Origin of the sequence: Acidithiobacillus sulfurivorans, from assembly GCF_018853815.1 — a bacterium.
In the GTDB taxonomy this organism is placed as follows: domain Bacteria; phylum Pseudomonadota; class Gammaproteobacteria; order Acidithiobacillales; family Acidithiobacillaceae; genus Acidithiobacillus; species Acidithiobacillus sulfurivorans.
Genome location: NZ_JAAOMP010000075.1, coordinates 66,601 through 80,785, shown reverse-complemented (window position 1 = coordinate 80,785; position 14,185 = coordinate 66,601). Strand labels below are relative to the sequence as shown.

At 57.7% G+C, this 14,185-nt stretch carries 17 protein-coding genes; 9 read left to right on the top strand and 8 right to left on the bottom strand.

Annotation, left to right across the window (positions count from 1 at the left end):
• From HAP95_RS07010 to HAP95_RS06990, 5 genes are all read right to left on the bottom strand, one after another.
• Positions 1-436, bottom strand: a 436-nt coding sequence (locus HAP95_RS07010) for a DUF1016 N-terminal domain-containing protein (RefSeq protein ID WP_226832628.1), incomplete at its 3' end; no start/stop codon positions are given.
• A gap of 35 nt (positions 437-471) precedes the next feature.
• Positions 472-1,320 (bottom strand): DNA damage-inducible protein D, encoded by an 849-nt coding sequence (gene dinD / locus HAP95_RS07005; RefSeq protein WP_226832627.1) that lies wholly within the window; start codon positions 1,318-1,320, stop codon positions 472-474.
• A gap of 30 nt (positions 1,321-1,350) precedes the next feature.
• On the bottom strand, positions 1,351-1,557 hold the full coding sequence (locus tag HAP95_RS07000; protein WP_215883568.1) for a type I restriction endonuclease subunit R, EcoR124 family: 207 nt from the start codon (positions 1,555-1,557) through the stop codon (positions 1,351-1,353).
• A gap of 74 nt (positions 1,558-1,631) precedes the next feature.
• Positions 1,632-3,167 carry an RNA/DNA-binding domain-containing protein gene (locus tag HAP95_RS06995; protein WP_215883567.1) on the bottom strand — a complete coding sequence of 512 codons (1,536 nt, stop codon included), beginning with the start codon at positions 3,165-3,167 and terminating at the stop codon, positions 1,632-1,634.
• Entirely contained in the window at positions 3,160-6,243 is a 3,084-nt protein-coding gene (locus tag HAP95_RS06990) for a type I restriction endonuclease subunit R (RefSeq protein WP_215883566.1), read from the bottom strand. Before HAP95_RS06990 ends, HAP95_RS06995 begins: the two co-directional genes overlap by 8 nt.
• A 166-nt stretch (positions 6,244-6,409) precedes the next feature.
• On the opposite strand from HAP95_RS06990, the gene HAP95_RS06985 reads away from it, so the two are divergent.
• From HAP95_RS06985 to proB, 5 genes are all read left to right on the top strand, one after another.
• On the top strand, positions 6,410-6,853 hold the full coding sequence (locus HAP95_RS06985) for a YaiI/YqxD family protein (protein WP_215883565.1): 444 nt from the start codon (positions 6,410-6,412) through the stop codon (positions 6,851-6,853).
• Between the two features lie 142 nt (positions 6,854-6,995).
• A complete protein-coding gene (gene rplU / locus HAP95_RS06980; RefSeq protein WP_010641361.1) occupies positions 6,996-7,307 on the top strand; it encodes a 50S ribosomal protein L21 in 312 nt (103 codons plus the stop codon).
• Between the two features lie 11 nt (positions 7,308-7,318).
• Positions 7,319-7,579, top strand: coding sequence for a 50S ribosomal protein L27 (rpmA, locus tag HAP95_RS06975; protein ID WP_010641358.1), 261 nt, complete (start codon positions 7,319-7,321; stop codon positions 7,577-7,579).
• A 55-nt stretch (positions 7,580-7,634) separates the two neighbouring features.
• On the top strand, positions 7,635-8,750 hold the full coding sequence (cgtA, locus tag HAP95_RS06970; protein WP_215883564.1) for an Obg family GTPase CgtA: 1,116 nt from the start codon (positions 7,635-7,637) through the stop codon (positions 8,748-8,750).
• Positions 8,747-9,868: a glutamate 5-kinase gene (proB, locus tag HAP95_RS06965; RefSeq protein WP_215883563.1), complete on the top strand. Its 1,122-nt coding sequence runs from the start codon at positions 8,747-8,749 to the stop codon at positions 9,866-9,868. The genes cgtA and proB overlap by 4 nt, the downstream gene beginning before the upstream one ends.
• A 20-nt stretch (positions 9,869-9,888) precedes the next feature.
• Here the strand turns inward: proB and fur are convergent, their stop codons facing one another.
• Positions 9,889-10,350 carry a ferric iron uptake transcriptional regulator gene (gene fur, locus HAP95_RS06960; RefSeq protein WP_215883562.1) on the bottom strand — a complete coding sequence of 154 codons (462 nt, stop codon included), beginning with the start codon at positions 10,348-10,350 and terminating at the stop codon, positions 9,889-9,891.
• A 66-nt stretch (positions 10,351-10,416) separates the two neighbouring features.
• Between fur and HAP95_RS06955 the strand changes: the two genes are divergently transcribed.
• Entirely contained in the window at positions 10,417-10,764 is a 348-nt protein-coding gene (locus tag HAP95_RS06955) for an outer membrane protein assembly factor BamE (protein WP_215883561.1), read from the top strand.
• A gap of 12 nt (positions 10,765-10,776) precedes the next feature.
• Here the strand turns inward: HAP95_RS06955 and HAP95_RS06950 are convergent, their stop codons facing one another.
• Positions 10,777-11,247: a type II toxin-antitoxin system RatA family toxin gene (locus HAP95_RS06950; protein WP_215883560.1), complete on the bottom strand. Its 471-nt coding sequence runs from the start codon at positions 11,245-11,247 to the stop codon at positions 10,777-10,779.
• A gap of 8 nt (positions 11,248-11,255) precedes the next feature.
• Entirely contained in the window at positions 11,256-12,437 is a 1,182-nt protein-coding gene (locus HAP95_RS06945) for a phospholipase D-like domain-containing protein (protein WP_215883559.1), read from the bottom strand.
• A gap of 117 nt (positions 12,438-12,554) precedes the next feature.
• Between HAP95_RS06945 and smpB the strand changes: the two genes are divergently transcribed.
• Genes smpB through HAP95_RS06930 form a run of 3 tightly spaced genes read left to right on the top strand, consistent with a single transcriptional unit; the run spans position 12,555 to position 14,159 of the window.
• Positions 12,555-13,016 carry an SsrA-binding protein SmpB gene (gene smpB / locus HAP95_RS06940; protein WP_215883558.1) on the top strand — a complete coding sequence of 154 codons (462 nt, stop codon included), beginning with the start codon at positions 12,555-12,557 and terminating at the stop codon, positions 13,014-13,016.
• A complete protein-coding gene (locus HAP95_RS06935; protein ID WP_226832626.1) occupies positions 13,009-13,653 on the top strand; it encodes a thioredoxin fold domain-containing protein in 645 nt (214 codons plus the stop codon). Before smpB ends, HAP95_RS06935 begins: the two co-directional genes overlap by 8 nt.
• Positions 13,650-14,159: a disulfide bond formation protein B gene (locus HAP95_RS06930; protein ID WP_215883557.1), complete on the top strand. Its 510-nt coding sequence runs from the start codon at positions 13,650-13,652 to the stop codon at positions 14,157-14,159. The genes HAP95_RS06935 and HAP95_RS06930 overlap by 4 nt, the downstream gene beginning before the upstream one ends.
• Positions 14,160-14,185: the final 26 nt, after the last annotated feature.

Sequence of the window (14,185 nt, the reverse complement as noted above, 5' to 3'; positions counted from 1 at the left end):
CGGCTGCCACCGCCCCGGATTCGGGAGACGGCGTCTCCCGTTTTGGCAGAGGCGGGGTGCTTGGCAGCGGCTGCAAGGCGTCAGCGCCAAGGCCTGCCAGCAATTCGGGAGTCACGGTCTCCCAAATCTGCGGATAAACGCCGTAGAAGCGCCTGAAGCGGCGTAACTCGCGGGCATCCACCCGCTTGAGTCCGGCAGCCGACAGGCGCTCTGCCAGAGCGGGCAACAGTCTTTCACCGTAGGCCGCCCGGTCTTTTCCCGACTGCTCGAACACCACGATGCGATGGCCGATCAGCCAGTTCCGCACCGTGAGGCTGACATTGACCGCCTTGGTGGCGAAGGCCTGCGATTGCTGATGGATGTCGACGATGGCGGATACCAGCGAATCAAAATCCCCGGAAACGGCGGATGGTGTTGGTTTCTGCTTCGCTGGCATGGATGTTTTCTTACTGCTCATACGCGCTGAATCCTTCATTCGCCTTCCAAAGTGTCGGGATTCTTCAGCGCCTGCTTCTCGCCTGCGGTGAGGCGGCGTTCGACCTTTTTGACATCCTCCGCCGGGGGCAGGCTTTCGGGGCGAATGCCCCGGTTGAGCAGGGTTTCACGGACGGCCTGGTTGTTGGTGACGTGTTCGCGGGAAATTTGCGGCTCGCTGGACATGCCGTGGGTGCGCGCGTTGTGGATGGTGATCTCGGTGGCAAAGTCCTTGGCCTTGAGAATGATGGTGGGCGCGAAGTCGGCAAGCGGGCGGCTATCGGGGACGCGCCACTGGGCTTTCATGGCCTGGGTGCTCTTGCCGAATAGCGCGTGGTCGCCCTTGCTGCGGATGAGGGCGAAGTCCTGGTTGCCGCCGGTTTGCTCGAAGATGAGTTGGGAGAGTTCTTTTTCCGTGCTGGTGAGTTTTTTGCGGGCGGAAACGCGCTCGGCTTCGAGGAGCCGCTGCTCGATCAATTCCGCGCGGCGGGTCTGGATGGCGAAGTAGGTCTGGGCGAAGGCGATTTCCGGCTTGCGGGGGTCGCCGTTCTGGGCGATGAGGTAGCTGGCGTAGCGGGTGAGCATGATGTCGTCGATTTCACGCTCTGTCCCGGAGCCGATCCTGACCATTTTCCTGACGTCAGGAAAATGGTTCTCCACCACGTGGCCAGATACCTCGCAGGCGGTTCTGGCCTTGGTGACCACCGTCTGAAAATTCTCCCACTTGGAATAGCCGAGAAGCTGCTGGAGATCGCGGGCAAGCCAATATTCGACGCCGGTTTCGGTCTGCTGGGCATGGCCCTCAAAGGTGTCGGTCAGTGTCTGTATTTGTGAGATATCCATCATTTTCCTCGTGCCGTTTATGTGCGAGTTTTTTCACTGCTCATACGCGCTAAGTCCTGAGATGTCGCGCCCCCGGGCGCGTTGGGTGAGCAGCGGGTGCAAATCCGCCATCAACGCGAGTTCGGCCTGTGCGCGGGCTTTCCAGCCGAGGTCGAGCGGGGCCATGAGGTCGCTCAGGCGCTCGCCATCGAAAATCATGCGCTCCAGAATGCCGTCCACGAAGGTTTGCAGCTCAGCCATGGTCTTCGTTAGCTCATGGAGCACGCCTTGGTAAGCGGCAGCGCCCGGCGTTGAGGCGTGCTTGTGGGGGATAGTCATTTCAACAAGTCCTTTCCTTGTGCGGTCAGGCGGTATTTTTGTGTGGGGCTGCGCGGTGAGTCTGGCTGGGTCAGTTCCACAAAACGCTGTTGGAGGGCCGGGTTCAGATAGTCTTCCAAAAAGCTCGGGCGGTGTTTGAGGTTGAGCGACTGCATCAGCTCCTTCGTTCCTTTGGCCTCTTGCCCCAGAGCCACGCACAGTCGGCGAACTTGTTCGGTTACTTGTTCGGTTACTTGTTCGGTTACTTGTTCGGTTACTTGTTCGGTTACTTGTTCGGTTACTTGTTCGGTTACTTGTTCGGTGACTTGTTCGGTGACTGGGGCCTCGGCTTGTTCAGTGGCTTGTTCGCCAGCCCGCACCCACTGCGCCTTGGGTCGCTGCACCCGAGCGGTGAACTGGTTGCCGCTAACTTCGTCGATCAGTTCGATCTGCGGCCACTCATCGAGCGCGCGGGGGATGCCGCTGCCCAGTCCCCGGTAGGGCAGCAGCCGGAAGGCGTGCTCGCTCAGCGTGGGGTTGCGGCGGTTGCTTTTGCCGTGACGGATGTCATCCACGCTCAGGCTGTCAGGCAGGTGGCCGGGGCTGATGATGTCGATGCGATCGGTAAAGACGAGGATGCGAATGGATGCGCTGGTGAAGTAGTCGCGGTGTACCAAGGCGTTGACTAGTAATTCTTGCAGGGCGATTTCGGGCACTTCCAGAATGCCGGGGGAGTTAAAACCCTGATCGCCCTGCACCCGGTGCAGGTTGCGTTTGATGAAGGCGAGCGCTTCTGTGTATTGCTGAGGCAGGGTGCCGCTGATGTCTTGGCTGTCGAGGTAACGGGTGTCGGTGATGCGGGTGCCCGGAAAGGCCACGGCCTTAATGGTATAGGCGGGTCGCCAGCGCAGGGGGTTGCGGCCAAACAGCAGCAGACCGGTGAGGTTCAGCTCCAGCCCGTCGCCCAACCCCAGATTTTGCAGTAGTGCATCCAGCGGCAGTTCGGTGGGGGTGGTGTCGGCGCTGAAGTGCTGGGTCAGGTAGCGGCGAAAGGCGGGCTCGTCCAAGTCGGCGCTGGTGGTGCCAGCCACAGGCACCACATCGGCATAGACCAGACCGCCACGCTGGAACATGCGCTGCAGCTCTTCGCGGGCGGTCACATGGCGCTTGTCAGCGCCCTGTTTGACCCAGATGCGGCCTTGCTGATCCAGATAGGGCTTGGCCAAGCCATTGGGCACGGTCACCACCATCACCAGCCCGGCGTGGGTTTGCACGTTTTCGGTGTGGGGGTGAACGGGCGGGCGCACATGCTGGCTGCTGGCGTTGCTGAGCATCTGGTTGAGCTGGCGAACATCTGCCGCGCTCAGGCCAGTGATGATGCCGTCATCGGCCACACCGATCAGCAGCGTGCCGCCGCCACTGTTCGCAAAGGCAGCCAGCTCGGCGGCCACGGCGTCAGGGTTGTGGAAGCTGCGCTTGAACTGCTGACGGGTGTGCTCACCCTGAGCAATGCGCGTCAGTAATGTGGCTTCAGTCAGCGGCTGTTCACTCATAGGCGCTCAACCCCGAAATATCCCGCCCCCCGGCGCGTTGGGTAAGTAGCGGGTGCAAATCCGCCATCAGCGCGAGCTCGGCCTGGCTGCGGGCTTTCCAACCCAATTCCAGCGGGGCCATGAGGTCGCTCAGGCGCTCGCCGTCGAAGATCATGCGTTCAAGAATGCCGTCCACGAAGGCTTGCAGGGCGGCGGTGGCGAGGCCGTGCTTGGCGGCGATGTCAACGAGTTCCCTGGCGTTTTTCTCGGCCTTGAAGCGGGTGTAGCCGTCGCGGATGGCCTTTTCAGAAAGCCCCGCGCCAGCCTGGAGCGTGCCGATGTATTCGGCGATGTCGTCGCGCTCGTTGATGAACTTGGCGTCACTGCTGATGAGGCCGATGAGTTGTTCGCGGGTCATCCTGGCCTTGCCCTGCTCGTTGGACGAGAAGCTGGTCATCAGTTTCATGATGTAGTCGTAGTCGATGACGGTGGAGGCGAAGAGGACGAACTCGAAGTCGAGCTGTTCAGAAGGGCTATCAGTGCCAGGTTTGTCGTTTGGCTTATTCTGCTGTGCGCGCAGCTTCTTGGCAGTGTCCAGATACTGGCCCTTGAAGCCGCGCAGGTTTTCCTCGGGCAGCACCTGCTCGATGGCGGCTTTGTTTTCCCCGGTGAGGTCGGTGTATTGGTCGAGCTGGGTCTTGAGCCGCTGCACTTCCTTGAAGCGCTCGATGAAGACCGTCTTGGCCGCATCGCCTTTCAGATTGGCGATGGCGGCGGGGGTGCAGTCCAGATCTTGAGACAGCAGGAAGGCCGCCAGCTTGTGCATGGCGGTTTCCAGTTTCTGGATGACGACCGGGGCTTTTTCGACCAGCCAGATTTCGCGCGCCTGCTCGCCGGTTTTTTCGCCGGAGAACAGCGCGATGGCGGCATCGACGGCATCCTGCTGCTGACGGAAGTCGAGGATGTTGCCGTAGGGCTTGCTGCCGTTGAGCACGCGGTTGGTGCGCGAGAAGGCCTGGATAAGGCCGTGGTGCTTGAGGTTCTTGTCCACGTAGAGCGTGTTCAAAAACTTGGAATCGAAGCCGGTGAGCAGCATGTCCACGACGATGGTGATGTCGATCTTCTGCGCAGCCGGGTAGTCGGCATTGGGCCACTGCTGGTCTTTGATGCGCTTCTGCACATCCTGGTAGTAGCCATCGAACTCAGCGATGCGGTGGTTGCTGCCGTAGCGGGCGTTGTAGTCGGCGAGGATGCCTTTCAGCGCGGCTTTCTTGCCATCGGGGTCTTCTTCGTTGTCGGCCTGCTCCTGCGGCAGGTCTTCCTGGATCTGCTTCACGTCGGCGTCGCCCTCGGCGGGCGGCGAAAACACGCAGGCGATGTTCAGCGGCTTGAAGTCGGGGTCGGCGGCCTGTTTCTCGGCCTGCATGGTCTTGAACAGCGCGTGGTATTCGATGGCGTCGTTGATGGACGCGGTAGCGAAGAGGGCGTTGAAGCGGCGTCCAGCGGTAGCGGCGTCGTGCTTGGCGAGGATGGCTTCGATGACGGCGCGCTTGGCGATGGGCTCGCCGGGTTTGGGCGGATTCTTGCCCTCGGGCTTGAAGTAATCGACATGGAAGCGCAGCACATTGCCGTCTTCGATGGCGTGGGTGATGGTGTAGGCGTGCAGTTGTTTCTGGAACAGGTCTTGCGTGGTGCGCATCGACGCGGTGGTGTCTTCGATCTTCTGCTGCGAGGCGTTGGCCTCGAAGATCGGGGTGCCGGTGAAGCCAAAAAGCTGGGCGCGGGGGAAGAACGTCTTGATGGCCTTGTGGTTTTCGCCAAACTGCGAGCGGTGGCATTCGTCGAAGATGAAGACGATGCGCTGGTCGCTCAGCGGGGCCAGCATCTCCTTGTAGGTGGGCTGGTCGTTCCTCGCCCGCTGCTTGTTGCGGCGGCTCGTTTCATCCAGCGCGAGGCCGAGCTTCTGGATGGTGGTGACGATGACCTTGTCGGCGTAATCCTCGGACAGCAGGCGGCGCACGAGGGCGCCGGTGTGGGTGTTTTCCTCGACGCAGCCTTCCTGGAAGCGGTTGAATTCCTCCCGCGTCTGGCGGTCGAGGTCTTTGCGGTCCACGACGAACACGCATTTGTGGATGTGGTCGTTTTCCTTGAGCAGGGTGGATGCTTTGAACGAGGTGAGCGTTTTGCCGCTGCCGGTGGTGTGCCAGATGTAGCCGTTGCCGTTATCTTCGTCGATGCACTGGATCATGTGCTGCACGGCATAGACCTGATAGGGTCGCATCATCATGAGCTTTTGCTCACCGGCAAGCAGCACCATGTAGCGGCTGAGGGTCTGGCCCAGGTCGCACTTTTTCAAAAACGCTTCAGCGAAGGCGTCAAGCTGGGTGATCTTGCGGTTGTCTTCGTCCGCGAATTCATAGACGGGCAAAAAGCGCTCGTCGGCATTGAAAGCGAAGTGGCGGGCGTTGTTGTTGGCGAAGTAGTAGGTGCGGTCGCGGTTGCTGACGATGAACAACTGCATGAAGCAGAGCAGCGTCTTGGTGTAGCCGTTGCCGGGATCGTGCTTGTATTCGACGATCTGCTCCATGGCCCGGCGCGGATTCACGCCCAGGGTTTTCAGCTCGATCTGCACACAGGGGATGCCGTTAATGAGCAGGATGACGTCGTAACGGTGGTGGCTGTAGTCGGTATTGATGCGCAACTGGTTGACCACCTCGAAGGTGTTCTTGCACCAGTCCTTGAGGTTGACGAGGCTGTAGTTCAGCGGCGTGCCATCGTCGCGGGTGAAGGCGTTGATGCTGCGCAGGGTTTTGGCGGCAGTGAAAACATCCGGGCTGACGATTTCATCGAGCAGGCGGGCGAACTCGGCCTCGGTGAGATGCACACGGTTGAGCGCCTCGAATTTCTCGCGGAAGTTCTGCTCCAGCGCGGCGCGGTCGCGGATGTCGTCGCGATACGCGTACTTGAGGTTTTGCAGGGTGCCGATGAAGCCGTATTCAATGGTGTCCTCGCGGACGGCAGAATGCGGGCGATCAGCGGGCTGACTGTAGGCGCCTGGGGCGTCGACTTGTTTCCGCGTGCGGCCTACCGGTTTCATGCGTTCTCCAGCGACATGTTTTTGTGCATTCTACGCTGCCGGGTTTAAAGGACAAAATTTCAACTGATTCCGGTGAGTTATTAGCCACCACATAACGGGATGTTGGCATTGCCAGTAAGTTCCATCTGTGCCAAGGTCCATGCTCTAAAAATATCCGAGTGCTTCCATGCATATCTGGGTCGATGCCGACGCCTGCCCCAATGTCATCAAGGAAATTCTGTTTCGCGCCAGTACGCGTCTGAAACTGCCCCTGACTCTGGTCGCCAATCAGCCCCTGCGCGTGCCCCAATCGGCTCATATTCGCAGCGTGGTAGTGCCGGGAGGCTTTGATGTGGCCGATGATGAAATTGTGCGCTGCATTGAAGCGGGCGACTTGGTCATTACCGCCGATATCCCCCTGGCCGCTGCCGTACTGGAGAAAAACGGCCATGCGCTCAGCCCACGCGGTGAGCGGTACTCCCCCGAAACCATCCGTGAGCGTCTACGAATCAGGGATATGATGGAGCAGCTGCGAGATTCCGGCGTGCGTACTGGCGGCCCCGCCACCCTGAGCCAAGCCGACCGCCAGGCCTTTGCGAATGCTCTGGACCGCTTATTGCCCCGCACTTGAGTGGTTCGCTCAGACAATTTATGCGCCGATGCAGATCAGTCAACAAAACAAGTCCTCATCCTCTTGCGTTAATAGACTGATAACGCTATCCTTGCGAACTTTTCCGGGCAGTACCGGGTAAAACCCTTGTTGGAGGTTTGTGATGTACGCGGTCATTGAAAATGGTGGCAAGCAGTATCGGGTGACAGTGGGCGATAAGCTCCGGCTCGAAAAGATGGAAGCAGAGCCAGGTGCGGAACTCGCGCTGGACCGGGTACTGATGGTCGGCGTTGGCAGTGATGTAGTGGTCGGTCAACCGCTGGTAGCTGGCGCAGCCGTCAAGGCCACCGTGCTCAGCCAGGGACGGGCAGCCAAGGTGCATATTTTCAAGATGCGTCGGCGCAAGCATTACCGTAAACAGCAGGGACATCGTCAGTATTTTACTGAAGTCCGCATTACCGGCATTGAAGCCTAAGGAGCACAGTCATGGCACATAAGAAAGCGGGTGGCTCTTCGCGCAACGGACGCGATTCAGAATCCAAGCGCCTGGGTGTGAAGCGTTACGCCGGACAGTTGGTCATTCCCGGCAACATTATCATTCGTCAGCGTGGCACCCAGTTTTATCCGGGTAGCAACGTCGGTATTGGCAAGGATCATACGCTCTTTGCTACCGCAGAAGGGGTTGTAAAATTCGAGCGCAAGGGACCGCGCCAGGTACGTACCGTCAGCGTCGTATCCGTGGCCTGAACCGGCCTCTGCTCAGAGGGACCCCGCCCCGTTTTTGCGGGAGCGGGGTTTTTTTATGAAGTTTATTGATGAAGTACGCATTCATGTTGCTTCGGGTACCGGTGGACATGGTTCCCTGAGCTTTCGCCGGGAAAAATTTATCCCCTTTGGCGGTCCCGATGGCGGCGATGGTGGTCGCGGTGGCAGTATTTTCCTCGTCGCCCAGGCCAGCCTCAATACCCTGATAGATTTTCGCTACCAGCGCCGTTACCGGGCCGAAACCGGGCATGGTGGTGCGGGGCGACAAATGACCGGGCGCGCGGGGCTGGATAAGGAAATTCAAGTCCCGGTAGGCACTCTGGTCTACGATGACGATACCCGCGAATTATTGGGTGATTTGCGCGAAGACGGGGAACGCCTGCTGGTTGCTCAAGGCGGACGCGGCGGGCACGGCAATTTGCATTTCAAATCCAGTATCAATCGCGCACCCCGTCAATATGAAAAAGGCACGCAGGGAGAAGAACGCAACCTTCGCCTGGAATTGCGGGTTCTGGCCGATGTCGGCCTGCTGGGCCTGCCCAATGCGGGCAAAAGCACTCTGATCAGGGCAGTCAGTGCGGCCCGCCCGAAAGTGGCGGACTACCCGTTTACCACCCTCTACCCCAATCTCGGTGTAGTCCGGGTGGCGACCCACGAATCTTTTGTACTCGCGGATATTCCCGGCCTGATTCCCGGAGCCTCCGAAGGTGCCGGGCTAGGCACCCGTTTTCTGAAACATCTCAGTCGTACCCGCCTGCTCCTGCACATGGTCGACATGGCTCCTGTGGATGAAAGCAATCCTGCCGGGAATATTCGCGCCCTGGAAGAAGAGCTGCTGGCTTACAGCCCCGCCCTCGCCCAGCGCCCGCGCTGGCTGGTGGTCAATAAGGCCGACTTGTTCAGCGCTGAAGAAGGCGAGATGCGTTTTCAGGCGATTCGTGCCGATCTTTCCTGGGAGGGTCCGGCATTTTTGATTTCCGCCGCCAGCGGTGCGGGCTGCAATGCCCTCACCCACGCCATCTGGCAGGCACTGCCGGATCTGCCACCCGCACCTGATCCAGTCCAGTCGGAAGAATGGGGCGATGAAGAGGAAGAATATCTGGAAGAGTGGGAAGGTGATGATTTGAGCGCCGACTGGGATGACGATGAATGAGCCGCGACCTTAAAAATGCCCAGCGCTGGGTCATTAAAATCGGCAGCAGCCTGCTCACTAATAATGGTCAAGGCCTGGACCTTCCTGCTATTGAGGCCTGGGTCAAGCAACTGCTGGTTCTCCGTCGCCACGGTCTGGAGATTGTACTGGTTTCTTCCGGCGCCGTGGCAGCGGGCATGGAGCGTCTGGGCTGGACAAGCCGTCCCAGTGCCCTGCACCAGCTGCAGGCGGCAGCCAGCGTCGGCCAGGCAGCACTGATTCAGGTATATAACGAATTCCTCCGCCGAGGCGGGGTTCACGGCAGCCAGGTCCTGCTGACCCACGAAGATCTTCAGGAACGCCATCGCTATCTGAATGCGCGGGCAACCCTGCGTACGGTGCTGGAACTCGGGGTCATTCCCATCATCAATGAAAATGATGCCATTGCCAGCACCGAAATCCGTTTTGGCGATAATGATACCCTGGCAGCCATGGTTGCCAACCTGCTGGAAGCCGATTTACTGGTGATTTTGACGGACCAGGCGGGTTTGTACGACCAGGACCCCCGTAAAGCCCCTGATGCCCGTTTACTGACCGAGGTGGAGGCTGGGGATCCGGCCTTGCTGAGCATGGCCGGGGGTAGCGGCAGCGCCGTCGGTACCGGCGGAATGAGCACCAAAGTCCATGCGGCCAGCCGTGCAGCACAATCTGGCGCGGCTACCATCATCGCGCCGGGTGGCGCTGAGGATGTCTTGCTGCGCATCTGGGCGGGAGAGCCTTTGGGCACCTATTTTCGGCCCGGCGTCGCCAAGCTGGCGGCACGCAAGCGCTGGCTGGCCGGTCAGCTCCGCCCCAACGGGGTGTTGCATCTGGATGCCGGTGCGGCCAAGGTCTTGCGCGAAAAAGGCAGCAGCCTGCTACCCGTAGGGATTACTGCTGCCGAGGGCGATTTTCAGCGCGGCGATCTGTTATGCTGCGTCGACCCGGAAGGACAGGAAATAGCCCGTGGCCTGGTGAATTTTGCTTATGAAGATGTCCTGCTGAGAAAGGGAAAAAGCAGCAAGACTCTTTTGGAATTATTCGGGGATATTGACGAGGTGGAAATCATCCACCGTGATAATCTGGTACTCAGCAACTGACTTTGCATAAGTTCAGAAAATTATTTGCCCGCTGGAGCCTGCAAAGAACAGACCCCCGATTCCTGCATCCCCAGGCAAGTCCCGTACAAATACAGACTATGATCGCTGATGAAAAACCCTTGAGCTCCGGCGATTTCATTTTGACGGGCTTCCAGCGCCTCATCAAAAAACTCCAGAACCTTGCCACAAGCCGTACAGACCATATGATCATGGTGACCGGTTTCGTTCATTTCAAAAACGGCCTTGTCCCCTTCAAAATGATGACGGCGTACCAGGCCAGCCATCTCAAACTGGGTCAGTACCCGATAGACCGTGGCCAGACCCACTTCCTCGCCGGCATCCAGCAACTGACGATACACTTCTTCCGCCGTTAAATGCCGGGTGTCACTGTCCTCAAAAATGCGGAGAATCTTCAGACGTGGCAATGTGGCTTTCAGACCAGCCCGCTTCAATTCGTCACTATTCAATTTTTCGTAGCTCATGTGCTCGTAGCAATTCCCATGCGTAATGGTTTAGGATAGTTGCACCTGACGCTTAAGACAAGGACTATGAGAAGCCTCCGCCTGATTTCCCTGATTACCTTTTGTGCCCTCTCCCTCGGAGCCTGCAGTATTTATCGGGTTGCCGTACAGCAGGGTAACGTCGTCACCAGCCAGCAACTGGCAGAATTGCATCCCGGTATGGATGCGCTGCAAGTGCGTACCATTCTGGGTTCACCACTGCTGAAGGACCCTTGGCACCCCCATCAATGGATTTACTCTTATAGCTTTAAGCCAGCCTATAGCAGTACCCAGGTTCGCAAGGTGATTGTTCTTTTTGATAAGGACGACAAGCTCATCGGCGTACAGGGGGATGTGAAAGGCACGGTCAAAAGCCCGGAAAAGCCCGACGCCTAGACGGACGAAAGCCTAAGAAGATGGACTATCCCCTGTTGCCGGAATGGCTGCAGGGGGGCCATATACAGCGCGCGCTCTTTGCGCAAAACGCTGCACCATGGTTTCCGCTGCCTGTTTAAAAATGGGCTCCAGAAACGCACCCACCAGCCGTGAGGCAAATTCGAAGCGCATATCCAGCGTCACCCTGGTGCCCTTGGGGTCAGGTTCAAGCTGCCACAATCCTTCCAGAAAACGAAAAGGACCATTCACCAGGCGCACTTCTGCCAGCTTGGGGCGCTGATAGCGGTTTTTGGTGGTAAATGATTTGCCAAACGCACCATGAGAAATGGTGATTTCGGCAATCACTTCTTCGCCCCGATCCTGAATAATTCGAGTTCTGCCACACCAGGGCAGAAATTGCGGGTAGGAACGAATGTCTTCGATCAGGGCCATAACCTGCCCCGCGCTGTACGGCAACACAGCCGTTTTACAAATATGATGCATGCATCCTCTCAATAACGGCGTTGACCCATGGCATGGGCCTGCACCCAGCGATCGAGCTGCGCCAGACACCATTCCGGCAAACGTCGCCAGTAGGGGCGCTTACGCCAGGGTTCCGGATCGATTTTTCGGGATATTGCAAATTCACGCACAAATAATCCGTGCAACAGCAAGGATACCCGAGCCAAGCGCAGTTCCAGATTGAGCTCGTGATTAAACCACAAACTCAGGAAATCAAAATTTGCCGAACCCAGTGTCGCCCAGGATCGGTCTACCAATACGTACTTGGCGTGGAGGAAAGCACCCTGATATTCATAAATATGCACACCTCTACGCATCAGTTTTTGATAATACGCCTGAATCCCGAATCGCAAAAGTGGATGATCGGTAATACGTCCCGCCAGCAGCAGGCGCACATCCACCCCGCGCTGCACCGCCCGATAAATACTGCGCAGTATCACCGGATCAGGATTGAAGTAGGGTGTCGCAATCCAGATGCTTTGGCGCGCCCCCCGAATAGCTGCCAACAAACGTCGCCGCACTGCATAACTGGCTGGCGGGATACCTTCGAGAAACCGTCCTTCGCCCCAGGATTCCGGAGAGAAAGCCATTTCTTCACCCACTCCGGCAGACAGGACTGGCAGATGTTCCGGCCGGTGCCGAAAAAATATTTCCCGGCCACGATCCACCAGGGCGCCACGACAGGCAAACAGCAGGTCCCGATAAGGCGGACTTCCTGGTTTTGCATCCAGCCACTCATCATCCAGGGCAAAGCCACCTACGGCCAGCCATTGGCCATCAATCGCGACAATACGACGGTGGGTACGCCGCAAGCGCTTTTCCAGGCCCTTCAGCTGCAAACGGTGATAAAAATGCAGATGCGCTCCAGACTGCCGCAGCTCGCTGATCCAGCTTTCGGGAAAGCTGCGACTGCCCAGGGCATCGAGCGTAATATATACCGCCACCCCAGTCAGAGCTTTGTCGCATAATATCCGCAAAATTTGCTGGGGCCAGATGCCCGCCACAAAAATATAGTTTTCCAGTAAAATTTCCTTGGACGCGGCGCTCAAGCGGGTTTCCAGCCATGCGGCAATGGACTGCATGTCATTCAGCAAAACCCAGTCAGGAATAGCCTCCTGTTGCCGGGTACGACGTCGTAGCAAGTGCCCCGTCAACAATCTGGACTCCACCATGTTCCTCCCTTCGCTCTGCGCAAAAATTTCACAGGAGGGCAGGTAAAGTCAATGCCACTTTCTGCATACCCCTTTTTTCACGTACAATCATCTGCTGACTGGCACAGGAGTTGTGCAATGAGCAGCACCATCGCCCTGAATCGTGAGGCGAAACACGATTATTTCATAGAAGAACGTTTTGAGGCAGGAATCGTCCTGGAAGGCTGGGAAGTTAAATCCATGCGCGCCGGGCGCCTGAACCTCAAGGACAGTTACGTCATTGTCAAAGACGCTGAGCTCTGGCTGCTGGGTGCGCATATCAGCCCCCTGCTGACCGCCAGCACGCACATTCACCCTGATCCTACCCGAACCCGCAAGTTGTTGATGCACCGCGAGCAAATCAACCGGATGATCGGGAGCGTGGAACGCAAGGGTTTTACTATCGTCCCCCTGGCCATGTATTGGAAGCAGGGCCGGGCCAAGACAGAAATAGCGTTGGTCAAGGGCAAACAGGAACACGACAAGCGTGCAACCATCAAAGATCGGGAATGGCAAAGAGATAAGGCCCGAATCATGAAAGGCGGGTCCAGGGATGTTTGATGGGCTGCACATCCCCATGATTCTTGCACCGAAAAAACGGCCCCGGATTGACTTAACCCTCTGGGTGCTGCTTGGCTTCCTGATTATTCAGGGAATCGCGACTGTTGCCGTCGCTGGACCAGCAACAGTCAGTGACGGGGATCAGGATTATTGGCAGGCACTGGCCCATACCCATTACATTCAGGAAGGCAGCAAGGGGCCGATTATTTATGATTTTTACGACCCCAATTGTCCTTATTGTCATGAAATCTATACCTGGCTGCAAAACCCCATCCATAACAAGCAAATACAGGTTAGATTCATTACTGTGGGTTTTCTGACACCCAGCAGCGCTGGTAAGGCCGCCGCCATTCTCTCGGCCAAGGACCCGCTGGCTGCCCTGAAACTGAATGAAAACAAATTCAGTACCAAAGGCGGTCCGGAAGGGGGCATAGCCCCTGCGTCTGTTGCCGTACAAAATAAAATGAGTGATGTGCTGAATTTCGATGCTTCGCTTTTAGTCAACAAGGAAGCAGAAGTGCTCGGCATTCCCGGAGCCAGCGTGCCTTTTCTGGTCTATCGCCAGGATGGCAAAATTCGTTATGTCCCTGGCTTACCCGACAACAAACAATGGTCAGAAATTATTCACGCACAATGACTGCGTCCAAATATGCGCCCTGGCTGGCGGCTCTGGTCATTCTGGCTGGCATTCTTGCTTTTTCGCTGGTGCTTTGGCTGCAGTTCGTACAAGGCGAGCAACCTTGCAGCATCTGTATTTACCAACGCCTGGCTGATCTGGCCGTCATCGTCATTGTAACCATGGGCTTTTTCTGGAAAGGCACGGCACGCCGGGGTTTATGGATATTGGCAGCGTTATATGCCCTGCTGGGCGCGGCCCTGGCAGGCTGGCAGTGGCACCTGACGCAAGTGGCGGCAGATCAGATAGAAACCTGTTCTTCGGTTCAGGTTTTTCAGGGTAGCCCTGCCCTGGGCGGTCTGGGAAATGCTTTTGCCTCGACCTTGTCCGGCCATGGTTCTTGCGCGCTGGCTGGCACCAAAAGCCTGGCAGGATGGCCCATCACCCACTGGAGTATGGTGTTTTTTCTGGGTTGCGCCGTCCTGCTCCTGATCGCCCAGTGGTTGAGCGGCCGCGTTCGGGCTTAGGACGTTGGAGCAAAAAGCTTCCATGG